Genomic DNA, 23,610 nt, shown 5'->3' with positions numbered 1-23,610 from the left:
TCGCCGTGCCCTCGTCCTCATGCCAGCCCGACCCAAGGTGAGCCCATGAACGTGTCCCGCAGGCCAGTCCGCACGCACCCCGCCGTACGACTCCGTCGCTCGGCGGCCACGCTGCTCGCGCTCGTCGTCGCACTGCTGGTCGGGCTGCCGCTCGCGGCCAGCTCGGCCGCCGTCCTGGCGGCCAACGCGCCGGCCCCGGTGTCGGCGGTCGACGACGGCAAGCTCCGCGTGCTGCTGTTCTACAAGGAGAACTTCCACGCCTCGCAGGCGCAGGCCCGGGTCGCCGTCAAGGAGCTGGTCCAGAGCCTCGGCACGGAGTACGGCGAGACGGTCGAGATCCAGGAGACCGACCAGGCGAGCGCGTTCACCACCGCCAACCTGGCCACGGTCGACACCCTCGTCTTCGCGCAGACCGGCGGCGTGCTCTTCAACGCCGACCAGCGCGCCGCTCTCGAGGCCTACGTCCGCGGCGGCGGCGGCTACCTCGGCATGCACTACGCCGGCTGGTCGGTGGGCGAGAGCGAGCACGACGTCAACCCGTTCTACGCCCGCCTCGTCGGAGCCGTGTCCGAGGGCCACCCGGAGAACCCGGCGATCCGCCAGGGCCGCGTGGTCGTCAAGGACGCCGGCAGCCCGCTGACGGCCGGCCTGCCGGCCAGCTTCACCCGCGGAGACGAGTGGTACGACTGGGTCGTCAACCCCGCGCCCAACGTGCACACCCTGCTCGAGGCCGACGAGTCGTCGTACGTCACCGACATGACCGGCGGCCGTCAGGGCACCTCGCACCCGATCACCTGGTGCCAGACGATCGACTCCGGCCGCTCCTGGTACACCGGGATGGGCCACGAGGGCACCGCCTACTCCGAGGGCGTCATGCGCACGCAGCTCAAGAACGGCATCGCCTACACCTCCGGGCTGATGGACGCCGACTGCTCGCCGCCCGTCAAGGAGGACGCCGGCGCCTGGAGCGGCGTCACCCCGTGGCCGCTGATGCCGATCAACATGGCGCTGACCTCCGACGGCACCGTCCAGTCCTTCGGCAGCGTCGGCGGCTGGGGCACCGACACCACGCCGTACGACTGGACCGGCAACAGCTCCATCACCCAGGGCGGCCAGATGGAGGTCGACATCTGGGACCCCGACGAGGTGCGCAACCTGACCAACCTGCGCGACGGGATCATCCCCAACACGACCTACACCGACCTGTTCTGCTCGATGCAGGTGCAGAACCCGCACGCCCACTCCACGATGACCGTCGGCGGTGACGACGGTCTCGGCGGCAACGCGCCCAACGACGCCGCGATCGGCGTCACGAGCTACACCACGAACAACGGCCTCCAGAACGAGGCGCCCATGAACTACCCGCGGTGGTACCCGACCGGCACGACGATGCCCAACGGCGACATCGTCGTCCAGGGCGGCAGCCTCAGCGGCGGCCCCGGCGGCCAGGGCGTCCTGACCCCGGAGATCTACACCCCGGACGCGGGCTCGGGCTGGAAGAAGCTCGAGGGCGCGACCAGCGCCCTGGCGTACGGCGACGGCGGCAACGGCAACGGCCCGGACGAGAACCGCTGGTGGTACCCCCGCGCCTTCGTGGCGCCGGGCAGCGGAACCCTCTTCAACATCACCGGCACCCAGATGTTCGAGCTCGACCCGGCCGGCAACGGCGGCACCGGCGCGATCACCTCGCGCGGCACGCTGCCGACCGCGATCGCCAACCAGGGCTCGCTCGGCAACCCGGTCGGCGCGACGTCCACGGCCGCGATGTACCGCCCCGGCAAGATCCTGCAGGTCGGCGGCGGCTGGTGGGGCAACGGCGGCGGCCCGGACGGCGCCAACGCCGGCTTCACGGTCGACATCACGGGTGGCACGGCCAACCCGGTCGTCACCGCGACCCAGCCGATGAAGTACAAGCGCCACTGGGCGACCTCGACGATCCTGCCCGACGGCGACGTCCTGGTCACCGGTGGCGGACGCGAGAACAACGGCTCGCGCGGCTACGTCACCAACGCCGAGATCTGGAACCCCGACTCGGGTGCCTGGACCGAGGTGGCGGTCCCCTACGAGCACGGTCGCCTCTACCACTCCACGGCCCTGCTCCTGCCCGACGGTCGCGTGATGATGGGCGGTGGCGGCGCCCCCGGCCCGTGGAACTACACCGACGTCGAGTACTACTCGCCGTCCTACCTCTTCGACGGCAACCAGCCGGCGGTCCGGCCGGTCATCACCAGCGCCCCGAAGAAGATCGGCTACGACGGCACGTTCTCCGTCGCGGCCAGCGGTGACATCTCGCGGGTCACGCTGGTCCGCAACGGCTCGGTCACCCACGGCTTCAACAACGACCAGAACTTCCAGGACCTCGAGTTCACGCAGGCCGGCGGCACGCTGACGGTCACCTCGCCGCAGGACGGCACGTACGCGCCCCCCGGCGCCTACATGCTGTTCGCCTTCGACGCGGACGGCACGCCCTCGGTCGCGAAGATCCTCGACATCGACCCCGAGGTCGCGATGGACTCGCGGACCCCGCAGGTCGTGGACCAGTTCGAGTACCCCCGCCTGCCCGCCGACTGGCGCGGCGGCAACCCCACGCCGATCGTCGACGTGGCGGCCGGCAACGGACGGATGTCGCCGTGGACCGTGGACAGCGGTGTGCAGCTCGTGCGCGCCAACGCCGCCGGCCAGGGCGGGATGGGGCTGCAGGGCTACCACCTCGGTCTCGGCAACGCCGGCAACATCGAGCGGGTCCTCAAGGGCCTCGACCCGGGCCGGGAGTACCGCATCTCGCTGCGCTACGCCCGCGACGGGCGCTCGGCGGCCGGTCTCGGCGACGCCACCACCGCGCTGTCGGTCGGTGACCTCACGACGACGCTCACCCGCACCACCGCCCAGTCCTCGCAGAACGCCTTCGGGACGTACGTCGGGAGCTTCACCGCCGGCGCCCGCCAGCAGGCGCTCCGCCTCCGGGCTCCGGGCTCCGGGGCCGGGATGATGATCGACGACCTCGTGGTCGTGGGCGCCGACCCGGGCGCCTCCGACGTTCCCGTGCGCTACGAGTTCGAGGAGGGCTCCGGCACGACGGCGGCCAACACCGGCCAGTCCGGCGCCGTCGGCGCCGCGACCCTGACCGGCACGACCGGCTGGTCTGCCAACGGTGTCTTCGGCAAGGCGCTCGCCCTGCCCGGCGGCTCCAACGCCAACGCGGTCGACCTGCCCGACAACCTGCTCCAGGGCGCGACCGACTTCACGACCTCGTTCTGGGTCCGCCCGGACACGAAGGGCAACTGGATCAACCTGTTCCACATCGGTGACGGGCTCGGGGGCGGCGACGACGCCAGCTTCTTCCAGATCCAGATGCAGACCCAGGCGGCCGGCAACACCGGCCTCGCCGCGACCTTCAAGGCCAAGGGGGCGCCGCTCCAGGAGCGGGTCTACGCCACCCCGACGCGGGACGTGACGGAGAACCGGTGGAACCACGTGGTGTTCACGCGGACCGGCACGACCGGCACGCTCTACCTCGACGGTGAGCAGGTCGCGCAGGAGACCGACCTGACGATCGACATGACCGAGGTCGGCCCGACGGCCAACAACTGGCTGGGTCGCAACGGCTTCCCCGACCCGGCGTTCGACGGCCTCATGGACGACGTGCGCGTCTACACCTCGGCGCTCTCGGGCGCCGACGTCGAGGCGATGTACGACGAGGGTGCCGCCCTGCGGACGACCACGACCGTCTCGGTCACGCCCGCCTCGCCGTCGCCGTTCGGGGCACCGCTGACCGTCTCGGCGGTGATCGCCGGCGAGACCGACGCACCGGCCCAGGGCAGTGCCCAGCTGTGGGTCGACGGCTCCAGCGTCGGTTCCGCGGTGACGGTCGCCGACGAGGCGGCCTCGTTCCCGGCGCTCACCCTCGCCCCGGGTGCGCACGAGATCGAGGTCCGCTTCGTCGCGGCCGACGGCTTCCGCGACTCGGCGGCGACGGTGACCCACACGGTCGAGCGTCCGCCGCCGGGCGAGGGGGTGCCGGTCCGCTACTCGTTCGACGAGAACAGTGGCACCACCGCGGCCAACTCGGGCAACGACCCCTCCGTCGGAGCCGCCACCCTCGAGGGCTCGACGTCGTGGACCCCAGGTCGCTTCGGCAGCGGGGTCAACCTCCCGGGCGGCGCCGCGGGCACCAACAACCAGGTCCGGCTCCCCAACAACATCGCAGACGGCATGGACGAGGAGTTCTCGGTCTCCGTGTGGGCCCGCCCGGACGCCCTGCCCAACTGGGTGCCCCTCGTCCAGATCGGCAGCAGCACGGACACGTTCTTCCTGCTGCAGTCCTCGACCCAGGCGGCCGGCGCCACCGGTTTCGCCGCGACGTTCAAGGCGCCCGGCAATGCCAACCAGGAACGCCTCACCCTCGGCGCGGGCAACGACCTGCCGCTCAACCAGTGGACGCACGTCGTGTTCACGATGAGCGGGTCGACGGGCAAGCTCTACTTCGACGGCGAGCTCGTCGGCACCCGCAACGACTTCACCCTCGGGATCGGCGACGTCGGCGTCGGTGGCACCACCACGGCCAACTTCATCGGTGGCACCAGCTGGCCCGACCCGAGGTTCGACGGCGCGGTCGACGAGTTCCAGATGTACGGCTACGAGCTGTCCGCCAGCCAGGTGGGCGAGCTCTTCCAGGGACCGCCGGTCAACGCCGCTCCGGCGGGCGTCGCCGACTCCTTCACCACCGCCGAGGACCAGGTCCTCACGGTGGCGGCCCCCGGCGTCCTGGCCAACGACACCGACGCCGACGAGGACCCCCTCACGGCGACCGGTGCCACCCAGCCCGGCAACGGGTCGGTGACCGTCGCCGCCGACGGCTCGTTCGTCTACACGCCCGACACCGGGTTCACCGGTGCTGACACCTTCACCTACCGCGCGAGCGACGGGACGGCCAGCTCCGCGGCCACGACCGTCACGATCACGGTCACCGAGGGGCCCCCGCCGCCGGCCAACGTCGCCCCGGTCGGGGTGCCTGACGCCTACAGCACCGTCCAGGGTGCGGCCCTGACGATCGCGGCGCCGGGCGTCCTGGCCAACGACACGGACGCCGACGGTGGCACGCTGACGGCGACGAACGCCACCCAGCCCATCAACGGCACGGTGACCCTCGCGGCCAACGGCTCCTTCACCTACAAGCCCGAGGCCGGATTCGCGGGCAAGGACGTGTTCACCTACCGCGCCGACGACGGCGAGGACGCCTCGGCACCCACGTCGGTCACGATCACCGTCAAGGCGGCGGAGACCCAGCCCGACCAGCCGGCGACCACGGCGATCGCCGGAGCGGCGGCCGCGTTCACGTACGGCAAGGCCGGCTCGGTGTCCGTCACGGTCACGCCCGCCGGGGCGACCGGCAGGGTCGAGGTCGTCCAGGGCGGCACCGTGCTCGCCGGCGGGCCCGTGGCGGCGGGTCGGGCGACCCTCGCCCTGCCCGCCAAGGGACTGCTGCCCGGGACGCATGAGCTCACCCTGCGCTACGCCGGGGACGCCGGCCACGCGGCGACGTCCTCGACCGTGCAGGTCGTGGTCGAGAAGGTCGAGCCGACCCTGCGGGCCAAGGCGCCGGCGAAGGTCGGCGTCGGCAAGCGGGCCAAGGTCGTGGTCCGGCTCTCGGCCCCCGACGGGGTGCCCGTGACCGGCACCGTGACCGCGAAGGTCAAGGGGAAGACCCTCACCGGCACCCTCTCGGGCGGCCGGGTGGTCTTCAGGCTCCCGAAGGCCATGAAGCCGGGCAGGCTGAAGGTCGCCCTCAGCTACGCCGGCAGTGCCCTGGCCACCGCCGTCACGGACAAGGTGGTCGTCAAGGTCCGGAGGTAGCCGACCTCACCAGACGCACGCGGACCCGGAGGTGCCCCCCTCCGGGTCCGCGTGGACGTGCGTGTACGCCGCCCCGCCCCTCCCCGAGGGTCGTGGTCGATCGCCGTCATCGGATGACTGGGATCGACGGAGCCTCCCGGGTCGGCCCGCGAAGACCTCAGCGGGTCGAACCACAGTCGTGAATGTGAATCCATCGCTCGCCAGCCATTGCGGAGCGCGTCGCCGAGCACGTAGCGTGTTCACATCAGTGAATCAAGGTCGCTCTTGTGGATCGACCGCCGAGCAGAGAGGGCCACCATGCCCAACATCACCGTCGAGCTCCTGGCCGGGCGCACCGTCGAGCAGCGCCGCAGGTTCGCCCGGGCCGTGGCCGACAGCGCCGTCGAGATCCTCGGCGCCCGCGAGCAGGACGTCCGCATGGTCTTCACCGAGATCACCGCCGACACCGTCGCCAACGGCGGCGTGCTGGCGAGCGAGGACGACTCGCGCGCGGGGGTCGTCGCGGCCCTGGCCGACGTCGACTGAGAACGCCACCCGGACGAGGACCCTGCGATGACCCAGCGATGGACCCGGCGATGGACCCGGCGATGACGCGCCACCCCCGCCCGACCCGGACCGTGCTGCGGCTCGGGGCGGCCAGCCTCGTGATCGGCGCCGTCGCCCTGGCCGCCCCCGCGAGCGCGCACGTCACCGTCACCCCGTCGACCACGGCGGCCGGGGCGTACGCCGTGCTCGAGTTCAGCGTCGCGCACGGCTGCGAGGACTCGCCGACCACGGAGATCACCATCTCGATCCCCGAGGGCGTCAACGCGGTCAGCCCGACCCGCACCGCGCTGTGGGAAGTCGAGAAGGAGACCGAGCAGCTCGACCCGCCCGTGGCCGACGCCCACGGCAACGAGGTCGTCGAGCGCGTCGCCTCGGTCACCTACCGGACGGACACGCCGCTGCCCGACGGCTACCGCGACACCTTCCAGCTCTCGCTCCAGCTGCCCGAGGCCGAGGGCGACACGCTGGTCTTCCCGACCATCCAGACCTGCGAGGACGGCGAGTCGGCGTGGATCGAGGTCCCGCAGGACGGCCAGGACGTCGACGAGCTCGAGCTGCCCGCGCCCTCCTTCGTCATCACCGAGGCGGGCGAGGGCGGGCACCACGACGCAGCGATCGCCGCGACCAGCCACGAGGACGAGGACGAGGGGGAGACCGGCGCGGACCACGACGGCGCCGAACCCCTGACCGTCGCGGCGCTGGTCGCCGGACTGCTCGGCACCGTTCTCGGGGGCGCCGCCCTCGTGCGGCAGCGTCGCCGTACATGACCGTCGCCCGACCCCGGACCCTCCCGCTCCTCCTCGCCGTCCTCGCGGCGGCGTGGGTGCTCGCGCTGGCGGCACCCGCCAGCGCCCACGCCACGCTGATCAGCACCGACCCGGCGCAGGGAGCGGTGCTGGAGTCGGCCCCCGAGCGCCTGCTGTTCACCTTCGACGAGGGGGTGCGCGGCGTCCCGGACGGCGTGCAGGTCTTCGACTCGCAGGGCGGGCCGGTGGACGTCGCGGCGTCCGTGTCGGGCGCCGAGCTGCGGGTCGAGCTCGACGAGCCGCTGGGGGAGGGCACCACCGTGGTGGTGTGGCGGGTCGTGTCGGAGGACGGCCACCCGATCAGTGGGTCCCTCACCTTCTCGGTGGGCGCGCCGACGACCGACTTCACCCCGCCCCCCGCCGAGGAGACCGACACCCCCGACGTGCCGTGGTCGCTCACGCTCGCGCGCTGGGTGGGATACGTCGGGCTCCTCCTGGCCGGCGGCCTGGTCGCGTTCCTCATGCTGTTCCTGCCGGCCGGTCGGGACGCCGACGTCCGTCGTCGCCCGCTCCGCGTGGTCCGGGTCGCGGCGGTTGCTGCCGCCGTCGCCTGGCTCGTCGCGCTGCCGCTGTCCGCGATGTACCTCCTCGATGCCGGCGCCGGGTCGCTCGCCCGCGGGAGCACCTGGGGGTCGCTGCCGACGAGCGAGTACGCCGTGCCCGTGGCCGTCGTCGCCGGGCTCACGCTCGCACTCACCCTGCTCGGACGCGGGGAAACCGTCGGGGGGCGACGGTCGGTCGCCCTACTTGCCGCCGCGGTGGCCGTCGCGGCCCCGGCCCTGACCGGGCACACGCGCGCCGCCAGTCCCGAGCTCCTGGTCGTCGCGACCGACGTCCTGCACCTCGTGGCCGGCGCGGTGTGGCTCGGTGGTCTCGTCGGCCTCGCGCTGGTGCTGCCCGGCCTGTCCAGCATGGGCGGCCGCGGTGCCTCCGCCGCCGAGGTCCTGGCCCGGTTCTCCACCGCCGCCGCCGGCGTGCTCGCCGCGCTCGTCGCGGCCGGCTCCGTGCTGGCCTGGCGGATCCTCGGCTCGTGGAGCGGGCTGGTGGACACGACGTACGGCCGGCTCCTGCTGGTCAAGATCGGGATCGTGCTGGTGGCCGTGGCCATCGCCGCGTGGAACCGCTGGTCGCTGCTGCCGCGCCTGCAGCGTGCGGGCGGGCGCGATGAGGCGGCTGCCGTCACGCGCCCGGTGGCGCGGGCGACCGCCGTCGAGGCCGTCGTGCTGGTGGCGGTGCTCGCGGTCACGGGTGTGCTGGTCGACCGCAGCCCGGAGGGCGAGCCGAAGCCGGCCTCCGCGGCCGCGACGGCCGACAGCGACCCGGGCACCCGCTCGACGACGCTGGGCGAGATCGAGGTGGAGGCGAGCCTGACCCCGCTGACCCGCGGTCCCACCACACTGACCCTCCGGCTCCGCGACGCCGCGGGGGCGCCCACCGAGGGGGTCGCCCCGCCGGTCGTCCGGCTCGCCTCCGACCGGGTGGTGCTGGGCAACGTCCCCCTGCAGCCCGTGTCGGCGGGGCTCTACACGGCGGAGGTCGTGCTCCCGTCCGCGGGCACGTGGCGGATGCAGGTCTCGTTGCGCGTCAGCGAGTTCGCCAACCCCGTCGGCGAGCTGGAGTTCGACGTCAGCTGAGCGGGGCGACCTTCGTCGCGAGCTTCCGCGCCAGCTCCTCGGGGTCGAGGCTGCCGGCCAGGATCCGGGTGGTCGGCCACTGGGAGGTGTCGAGGCCCGAGAGCCGGTCGAAGACGGCCAGGTCGGCGGCGTACAACGAGGCGAGCGACGCGAGGTCCTCGCCGGTCGGAGCCGTGCCGGTGACGAGCTCGGCGCCGGCGTACCGGTTGCGCAGCGGCGGGTGCTCGCGGAAGCGGGGGAGCCCGAGGTGGTCGGTCGCGCGGTCGACCGACGGGTCGAAGTCGGCGAGCATCTGCCGGAACTCGAGCAGCAGCCACTGCTCGCGGGGGAAGACGGAGAACCCGTGCTCCAGCTGGGCGCCGTAGTAGCCGCGCGCGATGCCCGACATGTGCTTGTAGCGCATCGGCTTCACGTCGGTCGGCACCGAGGTGGGCAGCGACGTCGGGCGGAACTCGGTGAGGAACCCCGGCCAGTCCGGCCAGTCTGGGTGGCGCGTGCGCAGCATCGTCCAGTGCGAGAAGAGCCGCTCGATCGGGTCGCGGAAGACGGCGATCAGCGGCAGGTCCGGGTCGTAGGCGCGCATCCGCTCGAGGGCGTTCGGCCAGAACAGGTAGACCGGCGTCGAGTCGCCGACCATCGTGTGGACCTTGGCCCGGCGCGGAGCGGTGTAGTCACGCTCGTAGTCGGGGTGGGCCCAGTCGTAGTCCTCGTTGTTGAAGAAGTGCGCCTCCTTGCGGGGCGGGCGGCACACGAGGCGGTGCTGGCTGATCGTGCCCGAGAGGGTCGAGGTGCCGCTCTTCTGGACGCCGACGATCGAGAAGTTGTAGCGCATGCGTCCGAGGTCGGCGTCGGGCTCGGGACGGGTCACGCGCAGAACGCTACCTTTTGCCCATGACCACCAGCGAGGCTGTCGAGGACGTGACCGATCGGGCCGTGGAGGGTGGCTACGTCCAGCCCGTCGTCGACGTCGCGGCCATGACCACGCTGCTCGACGGGAGGTACGCCGAGGTGCGCCAGCTCGTGCGCGACAACCTGGCCGAGCACCGTCAGGTCCTGCTCGACGCCGAGTCGATGACCAGCGCCGACTTCCGCGAGCGGGTGCGCGACGTGGTCGTGGAGATCGCCGCGACCGGCCAGACGGGCATGGGCTTCCCCGAGGCGTACGGCGGTGGCGGCGACATCGGGGCCTCGGTGGCCGCGTTCGAGACGCTGGCCTTCGGCGACCTGAGCGTGCTGGTCAAGGTCGGCGTGCAGTTCGGCCTGTTCGGTGGGGCCATCCTCCAGCTCGGCACGGAGCCGCACCACGACGCCTACCTCGCCGACCTCGTCAGCGGCCGGCTGATGGGCTGCTTCGCGATGACCGAGAGCGGTCACGGGTCCAACGTCCAGGCACTCGGCACCACCGCGACGTACGACCCGGAGACCGACGAGTTCGTCGTCACCACCCCCGACGACGCGAGCCGCAAGGACTACATCGGCAACGCCGCCGCCCACGGGGAGGTCGCGGTCGTCTTCGCCCAGCTCGAGATCGACGGCGCCAGCGAGGGCGTGCACGCGTTCGTGGTGCCGATCCGCAGCAACGGTGCCGTGCTTCCCGGCGTGCGGATCGAGGACTGCGGACCGAAGATGGGGCTCAACGGGGTCGACAACGGGCGCCTGTGGTTCGACGGTGTGCGGATCCCGCGCACCAACCTGCTCAACCAGTTCGCCGACGTCACCGGGGCCGGCGTCTACGAGAGCGCGATCGAGAACCCCAACAAGCGCTTCTTCACGATGCTCGGCACCCTGGTCCAGGGGCGGGTCTGCGTCGGCGGCGCCGGCATCAACGCGGCCAAGGTCGCGCTCACCGTCGCCACCCGCTACGCCGGCGTGCGCCGGCAGTTCGAGGCGACCGACCCCGACCGCGAGCAGCTGCTTCTCGACTACGGCATGCACCAGCGCCGGCTGTTCCCGCTGATCGCGCGCACCTACGCGCTGCACTTCGCCCAGGAGTACGTCGCCGGCGCGCTGCACGACGTCTTCATGGGCCCTGGACCGACGGAGGATGGCACCGACGAGACGGCCCGGCGCAAGCTCGAGTCGCGGGCGGCCGGCCTCAAGGCGCTCGGCACCTGGCACGCGACCCGCGCCATCCAGGAGTGCCGCGAGGCGTGCGGCGGTGCCGGCTACCTCAGTGAGAACCGGTTCGCCGCGCTCAAGGCCGACACCGACGTCTTCACCACCTTCGAGGGCGACAACCACGTCCTGCTGCAGCTCGTCGCCAAGGGCCTGCTCACCGACTACGCCAGCGAGTTCGAGGACATGGACCAGTTCGGGATGGTCCGCTTCGTCGCCGGCCTCGCCGTCGAGACCGTGATCGAGCGGACCAGCGCCCACAAGCTCTTCACGCGCATCAAGGACGCGCTGCCCGGAGGCGACCAGTGGGACCAGGAGGCCGGTCTCCTCGACCCCAACTACCAGCGCGCCATGCTGCGCTTCCGCGAGGAGCACATGCTGGGCGGCGTGGCGCGTCGGCTCAAGCGCGGCATCGACAGCGGCGTGAACCCCGGCGAGGTGTTCTCCCAGGTCCAGGACCACGTGATCGCTGCGGCCCGGGCGCACGTCGAGCGGATGGTCCTCGACTCCTTCGTCCTCAAGACCCGCGAGCTGCCCGACGGGGACCAGAAGGTCGCGCTCAACCTGTTGTGCGACCTGCACGCGCTCACCACGATCGAGGCCGACCGTGCCTGGTTCATGGAGCACGGGCGGCTCACCGTCGCGCGCTCGAAGTCGATCAGCCGCGAGGTCAACGGCCTGTGCCGCAAGATCCGCCCGCTCGCGATCGACCTCGTCGACGCGTTCGGGGTGCCGGAGTCGATGCTGCGCTCGGAGGAGATCCTGCGGTGAGGGCGCGATGACGTTCGGCGGACTGCCGACGCGCTGGGAGCCCGACGGGCCGTCGCGCGGCCTCGCGCTCGTGCTGCCCGGTCGTGCCTACTCGCCCTCGGCGCCGCTGCTCGAGCTCGCTCGCCAGGTGCTGCTGCAGCACGGCTTCACGGTCCAGCAGGTGTGGTGGGACGCGGCGGCGCGCACCGACGCCGAGCTGGCCGAGCCCGAGCCGTGGGTGCGCCGGCAGGTCGAGTCCGCCCTCGCGTCGGAGTCGTCCGACCCGGTGCTGCTGGTCGCGAAGTCGCTCGGCACGCACGCCGCGTCGTACGCCGCCGAGCGCGGCATCGACAGCATCTGGCTCACCCCCTTGCTGGTCGTGCCGGAGCAGGCCGGGGCGATCGCCGCCAACGAGGGCCGGCAGCTGCTGGTGGGCGGACTGGCCGACGAGCTGTGGGACGCCCGGGTCGCCGCCGAGCTCGCCGAAACCGGCTGCGACGTCCTCGAGGTGGCCGACGCCGACCACGGCATGGCGACCTCGGACGCCGTCCGCACGGCCGAGATCCTGGTCGAGGTCGCCCGCGCGACCGACGCCTTCGTCCGGTCCCTGGACCGCGACCGATGAGGGTGCCGCTCGTCGGGAGCTGGGACGAGGACCCGCTCTGGGCGCGGTTCTACCCGCTGATGGTCGAGCACCCCCTCGTCGGCGTCCCCCTGTGGCGGATCGGCATGGGCAGCGACCTGACCCGGTTGTACGCCGCCACGCGGGAGATCTCCGACCTGCCCGACGGCTCCCGCGTGCTCGACGTCCCGGTCGGCGGCGGCGTCGCCCTGCGCGGCCTGCGGCCCGGCGGCCGGCTGGAGTACATGGCCGCCGACATCTCGCCGACCATGCTCGAGCGGGCCCTCGACGCGGCCCGCAGGCGCGGGGTGCTCGCCCAGGTGAGCACCACGGTCGCCGACGTCGGCGACCTGCCCTTCGACGACGACACCTTCGACCTCGTCGTCTCCTTCACCGGGTTGCACGTCTTCCCCGACCCCCACCAGGCGATCCGCGAGATGGTCCGCGTCCTGCGCCCCAGCGCCGCGATCACCGGCAGCGCCCTGTTCCTCGAGCACTTCCGTGGGCTCGACCGCCGCTTCGAGCTGGTCCACCGCGCGGGACGGCGCGCGCAGGTGCTCGGCCCGATGTGCACCGCCGCCGAGGCGCGGGCGTGGCTGGCGGAGGCCGGCGCGAGCGACGTACGCCTCGAGATGAGTGGCGCCGTCGGCTACTTCCACGCGACCAAGCGCTAGCTGTCACAGATCCGCCGCGGCCGGTGTCTTGATGTCGACACCGACCAAGGAGAGATGACATGCCCAGCAGCTTCCGGATCCCGAAGGCCACCCTCGACGGTGCGTACGGCGCGGTGATGCGCCGCGTCGCCCAGCGCATGTGGGGCCGGGTGCCCGACAACGCCTACGTCCTGTGGCACAACAAGCCGGTGATGAACGCCGTCTTCGGCTTCGAGCGCAAGGTCGCGAAGTGGGACGGCCTCGACGCCCATCTCAAGACCTACGCCGTGATGGCGAGCGCCGGCGCGATCGGCTGCTCGTGGTGCCTGGACTTCGGCTACTTCATGGCGCGCGAGGACGGCCTCGACCTGGCCAAGGTGCGCGAGGTGCCGCGGTGGCGCGAGTCGGAGGTGTTCAGCGACCTGGAGCGCGACGTGATGGCCTACGCCGAGGCGATGACCGTGACGCCGCCGACGGTCACCGACGAGATGGTCGCCGGCCTCGACGAGCGGCTCGGGCACGCGGCGGTGGTCGAGCTGACGATGATGGTGGCGATCGAGAACGAGCGGTCGCGGTTCAACTCGGCCATGGGCCTGGCGAGCCAGGGCTTCAGCGACGTCTGCGAGCTGCCCCTCGCGCAGGCTGGGACGATCGCCACGTGACACGCACCGACGCCTTCGTGGCCCACCGCAACCTCCTCTTCACCGTCTCCTACGAGATGCTCGGCTCGGCCGCCGACGCCGAGGACGTGCTGCAGGAGGTCTGGCTGCGGTGGGTCGAGGTGACCGACGAGGTGCTGGACGACCGGGCCTACCTGGTGCGGATCACCACCCGGCTCTCCCTCAACAAGCTGCGCGGCAACGCCCGTCGGCGCGAGGACTACGTCGGCCCGTGGCTGCCCGAGCCGCTCCTGACCGCGCCCGACGTCGCCGACGACGTCGAGCTCGCCGACAGCGTCTCGACCGCGATGCTGCTGGTGCTCGAGACCCTGCCGCCGGTCGAGCGCGCGGTCTTCGTGCTGCGGGAGGTGTTCGACGTGCCGTACGCCGAGATCGCGGCCGCCGTCGACAAGTCCGAGCCGGCGGTGCGGCAGGTCGCGCACCGCGCGCGCTCGCACGTCGAGGCGCGACGCCCGCGCGACCGTGTGACGCCCGACCTGCACCACGCGGCGCTGGAGCGGTTCCTGGCCGCGGCGGCGACCGGCGACTTCCAGCAGCTGATGGACGTGATCGCGCCCGACATCGTGCTCATCACCGACGGCGGCGGCTTCAAGCAGGCCGCGCTGCGCCCGATCCTCGGGGCGGACAAGGTGGTGCGGTTCCTGACCGGCATCTACCAGCTCTCGACCGGCGTCGAGCTGGTGTCGGTCAACGGCGCGCCCGGGCTGCGGATCGAGCTCGACGGCGAGCTGGAGGCGGTCGCGACCTTCTCCTTCACCGGCGACGTCGTCACCGGGGCCTACATCGTGCGCAACCCGCACAAGCTCGGCGGGGTGCTCGACGAGCGGGTGCTCACTCGCTGACCCCGACTTCGTGGGCGAGTCGTGAACTTCGGGGGGCATGCTTGCTACGTGAAGTCGGGGTTTCCCCGGCTAGCCGGGGAAACCGAAACAGGCGCTCAGCCGGCCCAGGGCTCAGTGAGACGTCTTCTTGAACCTCTCGAAGGAGGCGCGGATCTCGGCCTCGGCCTCGTCGCGGCCCACCCAGTTGGCGCCCTCGACCGACTTGCCGGGCTCGAGGTCCTTGTAGACCTCGAAGAAGTGCTGGATCTCGAGGCGGTCGAACTTCGAGACGTCGTCGATGTCCTGGAGGTACTGCAGGCGCGGGTCGTGCGACGGCACGCACAGCACCTTGTCGTCGCCGCCGGCCTCGTCGGTCATGCGGAACATGCCGATGGCGCGGCACTCGATCAGGCAGCCGGGGAAGGTCGGGGCCTGCAGCAGCACCAGCGCGTCGAGCGGGTCGCCGTCCTGGCCGAGGGTGTCCTCGATGAAGCCGTAGTCCTCGGGGTAGGCCGTCGAGGTGAAGAGCATCCGGTCGAGGCGCAGGCGACCGCTCTCGTGGTCCACCTCGTACTTGTTGCGCGAGCCCTTGGGGATCTCGATGAAGACGTCGAAGAGCATCGAGTTCTCGGTCGGACGAGCGTCTTCTTCGGTGATCTCGTCGCGGACGTCGTCTGCTACCTGCTCGTCGGGCACTGTCTTCTCCTGGGGCCTGTGGGTGGTTCGGTCGTCAGTGTCGCGCACAATGGCCGCAAAGGGTCAAGCGAGCGGGGTGAAATCGAGTGGGACGTGACACACGCCACCCGACCGGCCCGGGCCGCCTGGCGCACTGGCTCCCCACGCTGCTCGTGCTCGTCCTGGTGGGGGCTGCGTTCGCGGCGTACCGCCTCGACTGGGGTCCCCGCTATCTCGGTTGGTACGGCGACGAGCCGACCGACGATCCGGCCGCGATCGCGCCGCCGGTCGGCCTGGAGCTGCCGGCGTGGTCGCCCCCGGCCCTGGTCGCCGCACCCCTCCCGTCGTCCTCGTCGGTGGACGCCGCGGCGGTCGAGTCCGCGCTCGCGACCGGCCTGCGTGACAAGACCCTCGGTCGGCACGTGGTGGCCGCGGTCGGCGACCTCGGCGGCGACGGCCCGGTCTGGGTCCACGACGACGACCGGTTCCTGCCCGCCTCGACGACCAAGCTGCTGACCAGCACCGCCGCCCTGGCCGCCCTCGGGCCGGACGCCCGCTTCACCACCCGTGTCGTGGCCGGCCGCTCGCCCCGGGAGGTCGTGCTCGTCGGGGGCGGCGACCCCTATCTCTCCAGCAAGCCGCTGACCGTGGCCGAGCAGGCCACCACCTACCCCGAGCGCGCCGACGTCGTCACCCTCGCCCGCGACACCGCCGTGGCGCTGGCCGGCCGCAAGCGGGTCAGGGTGGTGTACGACGACTCGCTCTTCACCGGCCCGACGAACAACCCGAAGTGGCGCGCCGACTACGTCCCCGACGACATCGTCTCGCCGATCACCGCCCTCTGGGTCGACCGCGGCGCCTCGCCGACCGGCTACGGCCGCAGCGACGACCCGTCCCTCGACGCCGCGAAGGCCTTCGCCGCCGGCCTGCGCGAGGCCGGCATCACGGTCGTCGGCGAACCCACGCCCGGCCGCGCGCCCGAGGGTGCGGCCGACCTCGCCAGCGCCGAGAGTGCGCCGGTCGCCCACATCGTCGAGCGCCTCCTCGACGTCAGCGACAACGAGACCGCGGAGGTGCTCGCCCACCAGGTCGGGCTCGCCGTCAGCGGGGACGGCTCGTTCGCCGGCGGCGCCGCCGGCGTGCTCGGCACGCTCCGGTCGCTGGGGGTCGAGACCGGCGACGACGTCGTGCACGACGGCTCGGGACTCTCCCGCTTCAACCGGATCTCGCCCACGACGATGCTCCAGGTCCTCCAGGTCGCCGCCCGCGACGACCACCCCGAGCTGCGTCCGCTCGTCACGGGGCTCCCGGTGGCCGGCTTCACCGGCTCGCTCGCCGGCCGGTTCGCCTCCGCGGACGCGGTCGCGCTCGGCGACGTACGCGCCAAGACGGGCACCCTGAGCGGGGTCAGCTCGCTCGCGGGCATCGTCACCGGCCGCGACGGCACGCAGATGGTGTTCGTGATCGCGGCCGACCAGACCCGGGGAGCGCCCGAGGTCGAGGTCGAGGCCGCGCTCGACTCCCTCGCCGCCGACCTCGCCGGGTGCCGTTGCGGCGCGGGCTAGGTTCTTCGGCATGAGGTCCACCCCACGATGTTCTCCTCCTCCGCTGCGCTCCCCCGGACAACACCGCGGGGACCCCGCATGAGTGGACTCGTCGACTGGGACTTCGCGGTGAACCTCGGCGCCAGGGTGGCCGGGGACGGCCCCGCGGTGCAGGCCGACGTCGCCGCCGCCACCGTCGCCGAGCTGCGGGCCGGTGCCGACCGCTCGACCGGGCTGGTGCGGGAGTTCACCGGTCTCGTCGCCGCCGAGCACACCGCGCCGGTGCTCGTCGTCGACCGCCGTGGCTGGGTGCAGGCCAACGCCGACGGTTTCGCCACGATCATCGAGCCGATGATCGCCCGCGTGAACGAGAAGAAGGGCGCCTCGCCCTCAGGGCTCTCGGTCGCCATCGGCTCGCGGGTCACCGGTGCCGAGGTCGGCCTGCTGCTCGGCTTCCTCGGCACCAAGGTGCTGGGCCAGTTCGACCCCTTCCACGACCCGTCGGGGCGGCTGCTGCTCGTCGCGCCCAACATCGTGCACGTCGAGCGCGAGATCGGCGCCGACCCCACCGACTTCCGCCTCTGGGTCTGCCTGCACGAGGAGACCCACCGGGTGCAGTTCACGGCCGTGCCGTGGATGCGTGACCACCTCTTCTCCGAGATGACCGCGCTGACCCAGAGCATCGAGCCCACCCGGCTCGCCGAGGACGCCGTCCGCCGCATCTCCGAGGCCGTGCGTGGCGGCGGCAGCCTGATGGACGTGATGAGCACGCCGGAGCAGCGCGAGATCCTCGACCGCATCACCGGGGTGATGTCGCTGCTCGAGGGCCACGCCGACGTGGTGATGGACGGCGTCGGGCCGAGCGTGATCCCGTCGGTCGACAAGATCCGCCGCTCCTTCAACGAGCGCCGCAAGGGCATCGGCACCCTCGACCGCGTCCTGCGCCGGCTGCTCGGCCTCGACGCCAAGATGGCGCAGTACCGCGACGGCGCCTCCTTCGTGAACCAGGTCGTCGACAAGGTCGGCATGGAGCAGTTCAACGCGGTCTGGGCGTCGCCGGCCAACCTCCCCTCCAAGGCGGAGATCGAGGACCCGGCCGCCTGGATCACCCGGGTGCTTTAAGGCATGACTCCTCGTCCCGTGGCCTGCTGCGCGCCGCCCGGCACGCACGCTGGCTGCGTTGTCGTCAGTCGCCATGACTCCGTCATGTCTCCCTCCTCCGCCTTGCCATCGCACGCCCCGGACGACGCTCGCGACGGCCGAGGACAAGGAGGCATGCCTTGACCCTGCACCCCTCGATCGCGCTCGTACGCCGCGGCGTGCGCGCGGTCCTCGAGCCGCTCGACCCCGGTGCGACGGTCGTGGTGGCCTGCAGCGGGGGAGCCGACTCGCTCGCCCTGCTGTCCGCCACGGTGTTCGAGGCCCGGTCGAGGGCCCTGCGCGTGGTCGGCGTGACCGTCGACCACGGCCTCCAGCCCGGCTCGGCCGAGCACGCGGGCGACGTCGTGGCGCAGATGGCGTCGATCGGGGCCGACGAGACGATGACCGCGACGGTGGTCGTGGACGCGGCCGGCGTCGGCCCGGAGGCGGCCGCCCGGCAGGCCCGGTACGCCGTCCTGGAGGAGGTCGCCCAGCGGCTGCCTGCGGCCCTCGTGCTGCTCGGGCACACCCTCGACGACCAGGCCGAGACGGTGCTGCTCGGCCTGGCCCGTGGCTCGGGCGGCCGCTCGCTGGCCGGCATGCGGCGCGGGTTCGACGTCTTCGCACGCCCGCTCCTCGACGTACGCCGTGACGACACGCTCACCGCCTGCCGGGTCGAGGGACTGGAGGTGTGGGAGGACCCGCACAACGCGGACCCCTCCTTCACGCGGGTGCGCGTGCGTCGCACGGTCCTGCCGCTGCTCGAGGAGGAGCTCGGTCCCGGCGTGGCCCGCGCGCTCGCCCGCACCGCCGACCAGCTCCGCGACGACACGGCACTGCTCGACGACCTGGCCGACGCCCTGCTCGCGGAGGTGGCCGGCCCCGACGGGCTGTCGGTGCCGCGACTGGCCGACCAGCCGCCCGCGCTCCGGCGGCGGGTGGTCCGGGCCGCCGCGCTCGCGGCCGGCGCCCCGCCCGCCGAGCTCTTCCACGAGCACGTGCTGGCGGTCGACGCGCTCCTCACGCACTGGCGTGGGCAGAAGTGGATCGACCTGCCCGGGCACCTCCGCGCCGTACGCCGCGGTGACCTGCTCGTCGTCGAGCCCGCACCGACACACGTGTAGGACTTCTGGCCCCTCAGCCGCGCCTGTCAGGGACACAAGTCCTACACGTGTGCTGCCCACGGGTGAGTCGACCCGCGCCAGCCCCTACGCTGACGCCATGGACTCAGCCCACGTGGAGAACGACCTCGTCAACGTGCTGTTCACCGAAGCGCAGATCCAGGAGCGGCTGGGCGAGATGGCCGTCCAGATCGCCGCGGACTACGAGGGCCAGGACCTGCTCATGGTCGGGGTCCTGCGCGGCGCGGTGATGGTGATGGCCGACCTGTCGCGGGCCCTGCCGCGCCACGTCGAGATGGACTGGATGGCGATCAGCTCCTACGGCTCGGGCACCAAGTCCAGCGGCGTCGTGCGGATCCTCAAGGACCTCGACACCGACATCACCGGGCGCCACGTGCTCATCGTCGACGAGATCATCGACACCGGCCTGACGCTGAGCTGGCTGGTCAACAGCCTCGGCAGCCGCGGTCCGGCGAGCGTCGAGATCGCGACCCTGCTCCGCAAGCCGGAGGCGCTGAGCATGCCGGTGGAGCCGAAGTACGTCGGGTGGGACATCCCCAACGAGTTCGTCGTGGGGTACGGCCTGGACTACCGCGAGACCTACCGCAACCTGCGCGACATCGGGACGCTGGCGCCGCACGTCTACTCCTGACCGACGCCGTCGGTGCGGGCCCCGCTTCACCCCGCCTGAAACAATGCACTCGTGTGACCAAGACAGGGAGCTGGCTCGACCATGTAGCGTCGCGTCACTCCCGATCAACTCCGGCGAAAGATGCAAGTGAAGCGGATATTCAAGGGCCCCTGGCTGTGGATGGTGCTGGCCATGTTCGGCGTCCTGCTGGCCATCCAGTACCTCGCGCCCAACGGTGGCTACGACGAGGTCAAGACGTCCGAGCTCAGCTCGTGGATCAAGGACGGCAAGGTCACCGAGATCACGTTCATCGACGGTGACCAGGAGATCCAGGCGACCCTGGCCGACGGCACCCGCGAGGGCAGCGAGAAGGTCTCGACCCACTACATCATGGGCCAGCAGGCCGGCCTGCTGGCGCTCGTCGACAAGCAGGTCGACGCGGGCACCATCAAGGAGTCCAACTCCGAGAACCCGCAGCCGGGACTGCTCAGCTCCCTCCTCGTCACGCTCCTGCCCTTCGCGCTGATCGTGCTGCTGTTCATCTTCTTGATGAACCAGGCCCAGGGCGGCGGCCGCGGTGTCATGCAGTTCGCCAAGTCCAAGGCCAAGCTGATCTCCAAGGACATGCCGAAGACGACGTTCTCCGACGTCGCCGGCTGCGAGGAGGCCATCGAGGAGCTCGGCGAGATCAAGGAGTTCCTCCAGGAGCCGGCCAAGTTCCAGGCCGTCGGCGCCAAGATCCCCAAGGGCGTCCTGCTGTACGGCCCGCCCGGAACCGGCAAGACGCTGCTCGCCCGCGCCGTGGCCGGCGAGGCCGGCGTGCCGTTCTACTCCATCTCCGGCTCCGACTTCGTCGAGATGTTCGTCGGCGTCGGCGCCAGCCGCGTGCGCGACCTGTTCGAGCAGGCCAAGGAGAACGCGCCCGCGATCGTGTTCATCGACGAGATCGACGCCGTCGGTCGCCACCGCGGCGCCGGCATGGGCGGCGGCCACGACGAGCGCGAGCAGACCCTCAACCAGCTCCTGGTCGAGATGGACGGCTTCGACGTCCGAGGCGGCGTCATCCTGATCGCCGCGACCAACCGCCCCGACGTGCTCGACCCGGCGCTGCTGCGCCCGGGCCGCTTCGACCGGCAGATCGGCGTCGACGCGCCCGACCTCAACGGTCGCCACCAGATCCTCAAGGTGCACTCGCAGGGCAAGCCGATCGCGGCCGACATCGACCTGCTCAGCGTCGCGCGCCGCACGCCCGGCTTCACCGGTGCCGACCTGGCCAACGTGCTCAACGAGGCGGCGCTGCTCACCGCCCGCCAGAACGAGAAGCTGATCACCGACCGCAGCCTCGACGAGGCCATCGACCGGGTGATCGCGGGTCCGCAGCGGCGCACCCGCCTGATGAACGAGAAGGAGAAGCTGATCACGGCCTACCACGAGGGCGGCCACGCCCTCGTCGCCGCGGCCCTCCCCGGCACCGACCCGGTGCACAAGGTGACGATCCTGCCGCGCGGTCGCGCGCTGGGCTACACGATGGTGCTGCCCGACGAGGACAAGTACAGCCAGTCGCGCAGCGCGATGCTCGACAGCCTGGCCTACATGCTCGGCGGGATGGCGGCCGAGGCGCTGATCTTCCACGACGTGACCAGCGGCGCCGGCAACGACATCGAGAAGGCGACGGGCCTGGCCCGCGCGATGGTGACGCAGTACGGCATGAGCGAGCGCCTCGGCGCGATCAAGCTCGGCGACAACAACTCCGAGCCGTTCCTGGGCCGCGACATGGGTCACCAGCGCAACTACTCCGAGGAGGTCGCGGCGATCGTCGACGAGGAGGTCAAGAAGCTCCTCTCGACCGCCCACCAGGAGGCCTTCGACATCCTCGAGCTCAACCGCGACGTGCTCGACTCGCTGGTGCTCGAGCTGCTCGACAAGGAGACCCTGGACAAGGCGCAGATCGCGGCGATCTTCGAGCCGCTGCGGCTCCACCCACCGCGTCCGGCCTGGACCGGGTCCGACGCCCGCACCCCGAGCGCGATCCCGCCCGTCGAGATCCCGCAGGAGATCCGCGACCGGGCCGCCGCCGGTGCCATCGAGGCCAGGCCCGAGGGCGGCGTGATCCTGACGCCCCCCGGCGCGGGCGGCGACACCCACGGCGACACCCCCCTCGGGGACAGTCGCGGGAACACCACGGAACCGTCATGACCGACCCGATCAGCCTCGAGGAGCGCGACGTCCCCGACTTCGACCACGACCGGGCCGAGGCCGCGGTCCGTGAGCTCCTCGCGGCCATCGGCGAGGACCCCGACCGCGAGGGGCTCCGCGACACCCCCGCGCGGGTGGCGCGGGCCTACGCCGAGCTGACGCAGGGCCTGCGCCAGCGCCCGGAGGACGTGCTCACCACGACCTTCGACCTCGGCCACGACGAGATGGTCCTGGTCCGCGACATCGAGCTGTGGTCGATGTGCGAGCACCACCTGGTGCCGTTCACGGGGGTCGCGCACGTCGGCTACATCCCGGCCGCCACGGGCAAGATCACCGGCCTGTCCAAGCTGGCCCGGCTCGTCGACGTCTACGCCAAGCGTCCCCAGGTCCAGGAGCGGCTGACCACCCAGGTCGCCGACGCGCTCATGGACATCCTCGACGCCCGCGGCGTCATCGTGGTGATCGAGGCCGAGCACCTCTGCATGACCATGCGCGGGGTCCGCAAGGCCGGCGCGCGCACCATCACCAGCGCCGTGCGCGGCACCATGCTGACCAAGCAGGCCACCCGCGCCGAGGCGATGGCCCTGATCAACTCACGACGATGAGCACCCTCCCCTCCCGCCCGCGGGTGATGGGGATCGTCAACGTCACGCCCGACTCCTTCTCCGACGGAGGACGCTGGGCCGACACCGACCACGCCGTCGCGCACGCCCGTGAGCTGCTCGCCGACGGGGCCGACCTGCTCGACATCGGCGGCGAGTCCACCCGCCCGGGCGCGATCCGCCCCGAGGTCGGCGAGGAGCTCGACCGCGTCGTCCCCGTCATCACCGAGCTGGCGCAGGGCGGCGCCGTCGTCTCGGTCGACACGATGCGCGCCGAGGTGGCCGCCGCGGCGCTGGCCGCGGGGGCGCAGGTCGTCAACGACGTGTCCGGTGGGCTGGCCGACCCGGAGATCCTCGACGTCGTGGCCGCCAGCACGGCGACGTACGTCGCGATGCACTGGCGCGCCCACTCCACCACCATGCAGGCCTTCACCGACTACGGCCCCGACGGCGTCGTCGAGGGCGTACGCCGCGAGCTCGGCGAGCGCCTGGAGGCGGTGCTCGCCGCGGGGATCGAGGCGGAGCGAGTCCTCCTCGACCCGGGCCTGGGCTTCGCCAAGACGGCCGCCCACAACTGGCAGCTGCTCCGCGGCCTGGACGCGCTGGAGTCGCTCGGGCAGCCGCTGCTCGTCGGCGCGAGCCGCAAGTCGTTCCTCGGCTCGCTCCTCGCAGCCGACGGCGCACCGCGCGACGTGGGGGAGCGGGAGTTCGCCCACGCGGCCCTGGTGGCCCTGCTGGCCAGCCGCGGGGTGGAGTGCCTGCGCGTGCACGACGTGCGCGCGACGTGCGACGCGCTGGCCGTCGTCGAGGCGCTCGGCGGCGTACGGCAAGGTGTGCTCCCGTGACCGACGAGCTGACCATCACCGGGGTCGAGTGCTTCGCCCACCACGGCGTCTTCGAGTTCGAGCGACGCGAGGGCCAGACCTTCGTCATCGACCTCACGCTGGGGCTCGACACCGCCCCCGCGGCGGCCTCCGACGACTTGCAGGACACGGTCGACTACGGAAGCCTCGTGGCGCGGGTCAAAGCCGCCGTCGAGTCCGATCCCGTCGATCTGATCGAGACGGTGGCCCAGCGCATCTCGGACGTGTGCCTTGCGGACGGTCGTGTTGAATGGGCCCGCGTGACGATCCACAAACCGGACGCACCGATCGAGGCGACGTTCGCGGACGTCACGCTGACGATCACCAGGAACAACCCCTAGACACCCATCACTAGACG

At 72.0% G+C, this 23,610-nt stretch carries 19 protein-coding genes; 17 read left to right on the top strand and 2 right to left on the bottom strand.

Going from position 1 to position 23,610, the window contains the following annotated elements:
• Positions 1 to 45: 45 nt before the first annotated feature.
• The 4 genes from C7S10_RS03325 to C7S10_RS03310 all read left to right on the top strand — a co-directional run bounded on the left by C7S10_RS03325 (position 46) and on the right by C7S10_RS03310 (position 8,839).
• Positions 46 to 5,853 (top strand): LamG-like jellyroll fold domain-containing protein, encoded by a 5,808-nt coding sequence (locus C7S10_RS03325; protein ID WP_108342946.1) that lies wholly within the window; start codon positions 46 to 48, stop codon positions 5,851 to 5,853.
• Between the two features lie 297 nt (positions 5,854 to 6,150).
• Positions 6,151 to 6,378 (top strand): tautomerase family protein, encoded by a 228-nt coding sequence (locus C7S10_RS03320; protein ID WP_108342945.1) that lies wholly within the window; start codon positions 6,151 to 6,153, stop codon positions 6,376 to 6,378.
• 38 nt (positions 6,379 to 6,416) lie between these two features.
• Positions 6,417 to 7,166 (top strand): YcnI family copper-binding membrane protein, encoded by a 750-nt coding sequence (locus C7S10_RS03315; RefSeq protein WP_108342944.1) that lies wholly within the window; start codon positions 6,417 to 6,419, stop codon positions 7,164 to 7,166.
• Positions 7,163 to 8,839 carry a copper resistance CopC/CopD family protein gene (locus tag C7S10_RS03310; protein ID WP_108342943.1) on the top strand — a complete coding sequence of 559 codons (1,677 nt, stop codon included), beginning with the start codon at positions 7,163 to 7,165 and terminating at the stop codon, positions 8,837 to 8,839. The genes C7S10_RS03315 and C7S10_RS03310 overlap by 4 nt, the downstream gene beginning before the upstream one ends.
• On the opposite strand, the gene C7S10_RS03305 is transcribed toward C7S10_RS03310, so the two are convergent.
• Complete coding sequence (locus C7S10_RS03305; RefSeq protein WP_108342942.1) at positions 8,832 to 9,707, bottom strand: sulfotransferase domain-containing protein; 876 nt, start codon at positions 9,705 to 9,707, stop codon at positions 8,832 to 8,834. The two genes, C7S10_RS03310 and C7S10_RS03305, sit on opposite strands and share 8 nt — an antisense overlap.
• Positions 9,708 to 9,730: 23 nt before the next feature.
• Between C7S10_RS03305 and C7S10_RS03300 the strand changes: the two genes are divergently transcribed.
• Genes C7S10_RS03300 through C7S10_RS03280 form a run of 5 tightly spaced genes read left to right on the top strand, consistent with a single transcriptional unit; the run spans position 9,731 to position 14,501 of the window.
• Positions 9,731 to 11,725, top strand: a complete 1,995-nt coding sequence (locus C7S10_RS03300) for an acyl-CoA dehydrogenase family protein (protein WP_108342941.1) — start codon at positions 9,731 to 9,733, stop codon at positions 11,723 to 11,725.
• A gap of 7 nt (positions 11,726 to 11,732) precedes the next feature.
• Entirely contained in the window at positions 11,733 to 12,329 is a 597-nt protein-coding gene (locus C7S10_RS21905) for an alpha/beta fold hydrolase (protein WP_114327777.1), read from the top strand.
• Positions 12,326 to 13,000: a class I SAM-dependent methyltransferase gene (locus tag C7S10_RS03290; protein WP_108342940.1), complete on the top strand. Its 675-nt coding sequence runs from the start codon at positions 12,326 to 12,328 to the stop codon at positions 12,998 to 13,000. The genes C7S10_RS21905 and C7S10_RS03290 overlap by 4 nt, the downstream gene beginning before the upstream one ends.
• 59 nt (positions 13,001 to 13,059) lie before the next feature.
• A complete protein-coding gene (locus C7S10_RS03285; protein WP_108342939.1) occupies positions 13,060 to 13,641 on the top strand; it encodes a carboxymuconolactone decarboxylase family protein in 582 nt (193 codons plus the stop codon).
• Positions 13,638 to 14,501, top strand: coding sequence for an RNA polymerase sigma-70 factor (locus tag C7S10_RS03280; protein ID WP_108342938.1), 864 nt, complete (start codon positions 13,638 to 13,640; stop codon positions 14,499 to 14,501). Before C7S10_RS03285 ends, C7S10_RS03280 begins: the two co-directional genes overlap by 4 nt.
• Positions 14,502 to 14,612: 111 nt before the next feature.
• On the opposite strand, the gene C7S10_RS03275 is transcribed toward C7S10_RS03280, so the two are convergent.
• Positions 14,613 to 15,101, bottom strand: coding sequence for an inorganic diphosphatase (locus tag C7S10_RS03275; RefSeq protein WP_108343300.1), 489 nt, complete (start codon positions 15,099 to 15,101; stop codon positions 14,613 to 14,615).
• 161 nt (positions 15,102 to 15,262) lie between these two features.
• Here C7S10_RS03275 and dacB point away from each other — a divergent pair, with 161 nt between their 5' ends.
• The 8 genes from dacB (at position 15,263) to folB (ending at position 23,593) form a co-directional block, all read left to right on the top strand.
• On the top strand, positions 15,263 to 16,720 hold the full coding sequence (gene dacB, locus C7S10_RS03270; protein WP_108342937.1) for a D-alanyl-D-alanine carboxypeptidase/D-alanyl-D-alanine endopeptidase: 1,458 nt from the start codon (positions 15,263 to 15,265) through the stop codon (positions 16,718 to 16,720).
• 78 nt (positions 16,721 to 16,798) lie between these two features.
• Positions 16,799 to 17,821 carry a zinc-dependent metalloprotease gene (locus tag C7S10_RS03265; RefSeq protein WP_108342936.1) on the top strand — a complete coding sequence of 341 codons (1,023 nt, stop codon included), beginning with the start codon at positions 16,799 to 16,801 and terminating at the stop codon, positions 17,819 to 17,821.
• A 158-nt stretch (positions 17,822 to 17,979) separates the two neighbouring features.
• Positions 17,980 to 18,963: a tRNA lysidine(34) synthetase TilS gene (gene tilS / locus C7S10_RS03260; protein ID WP_108342935.1), complete on the top strand. Its 984-nt coding sequence runs from the start codon at positions 17,980 to 17,982 to the stop codon at positions 18,961 to 18,963.
• Between the two features lie 97 nt (positions 18,964 to 19,060).
• Positions 19,061 to 19,612 carry a hypoxanthine phosphoribosyltransferase gene (hpt, locus tag C7S10_RS03255; protein WP_108343299.1) on the top strand — a complete coding sequence of 184 codons (552 nt, stop codon included), beginning with the start codon at positions 19,061 to 19,063 and terminating at the stop codon, positions 19,610 to 19,612.
• A 120-nt stretch (positions 19,613 to 19,732) separates the two neighbouring features.
• On the top strand, positions 19,733 to 21,787 hold the full coding sequence (gene ftsH / locus C7S10_RS03250) for an ATP-dependent zinc metalloprotease FtsH (protein WP_108342934.1): 2,055 nt from the start codon (positions 19,733 to 19,735) through the stop codon (positions 21,785 to 21,787).
• The gene (folE, locus tag C7S10_RS03245) at positions 21,784 to 22,392 is read left to right on the top strand and encodes a GTP cyclohydrolase I FolE (protein ID WP_108342933.1); all 609 of its coding nucleotides are present in this window, start codon (positions 21,784 to 21,786) and stop codon (positions 22,390 to 22,392) included. The genes ftsH and folE overlap by 4 nt, the downstream gene beginning before the upstream one ends.
• A complete protein-coding gene (folP, locus tag C7S10_RS03240; RefSeq protein WP_108342932.1) occupies positions 22,389 to 23,234 on the top strand; it encodes a dihydropteroate synthase in 846 nt (281 codons plus the stop codon). The genes folE and folP overlap by 4 nt, the downstream gene beginning before the upstream one ends.
• The gene (gene folB / locus C7S10_RS03235; RefSeq protein ID WP_108342931.1) at positions 23,231 to 23,593 is read left to right on the top strand and encodes a dihydroneopterin aldolase; all 363 of its coding nucleotides are present in this window, start codon (positions 23,231 to 23,233) and stop codon (positions 23,591 to 23,593) included. The genes folP and folB overlap by 4 nt, the downstream gene beginning before the upstream one ends.
• The last annotated feature ends 17 nt before the right edge of the window (positions 23,594 to 23,610 follow it).

It is taken from the genome of Nocardioides currus, assembly GCF_003057875.1.
GTDB classification, from domain to species: Bacteria; Actinomycetota; Actinomycetes; order Propionibacteriales; family Nocardioidaceae; genus Nocardioides; species Nocardioides currus.
Note: the sequence above shows the minus strand (reverse complement) of the source record. Positions and strands in the feature narration are given on the sequence as shown.

Excerpts from the sequence above, each read along its gene's own strand:
- folP (WP_108342932.1), top strand. The coding sequence starts at position 22,389 with ATGAGCACCCTCCCCTCCCGCCCGCGGGTGATGGGGATCGTCAACGTC.
- C7S10_RS03315 (WP_108342944.1), top strand. The coding sequence starts at position 6,417 with ATGGACCCGGCGATGGACCCGGCGATGACGCGCCACCCCCGCCCGACC.
- C7S10_RS03285 (WP_108342939.1), top strand. The coding sequence starts at position 13,060 with ATGCCCAGCAGCTTCCGGATCCCGAAGGCCACCCTCGACGGTGCGTAC.
- C7S10_RS03310 (WP_108342943.1), top strand. The coding sequence starts at position 7,163 with ATGACCGTCGCCCGACCCCGGACCCTCCCGCTCCTCCTCGCCGTCCTC.
- C7S10_RS03300 (WP_108342941.1), top strand. The coding sequence starts at position 9,731 with ATGACCACCAGCGAGGCTGTCGAGGACGTGACCGATCGGGCCGTGGAG.
- hpt (WP_108343299.1), top strand. The coding sequence starts at position 19,061 with ATGGACTCAGCCCACGTGGAGAACGACCTCGTCAACGTGCTGTTCACC.
- C7S10_RS03275 (WP_108343300.1), bottom strand. The coding sequence starts at position 15,101 with ATGCTCTTCGACGTCTTCATCGAGATCCCCAAGGGCTCGCGCAACAAG.
- C7S10_RS03265 (WP_108342936.1), top strand. The coding sequence starts at position 16,799 with ATGAGTGGACTCGTCGACTGGGACTTCGCGGTGAACCTCGGCGCCAGG.
- ftsH (WP_108342934.1), top strand. The coding sequence starts at position 19,733 with ATGCAAGTGAAGCGGATATTCAAGGGCCCCTGGCTGTGGATGGTGCTG.
- C7S10_RS03325 (WP_108342946.1), top strand. The coding sequence starts at position 46 with ATGAACGTGTCCCGCAGGCCAGTCCGCACGCACCCCGCCGTACGACTC.
- C7S10_RS03320 (WP_108342945.1), top strand. The coding sequence starts at position 6,151 with ATGCCCAACATCACCGTCGAGCTCCTGGCCGGGCGCACCGTCGAGCAG.
- C7S10_RS21905 (WP_114327777.1), top strand. The coding sequence starts at position 11,733 with ATGACGTTCGGCGGACTGCCGACGCGCTGGGAGCCCGACGGGCCGTCG.
- C7S10_RS03290 (WP_108342940.1), top strand. The coding sequence starts at position 12,326 with ATGAGGGTGCCGCTCGTCGGGAGCTGGGACGAGGACCCGCTCTGGGCG.
- folE (WP_108342933.1), top strand. The coding sequence starts at position 21,784 with ATGACCGACCCGATCAGCCTCGAGGAGCGCGACGTCCCCGACTTCGAC.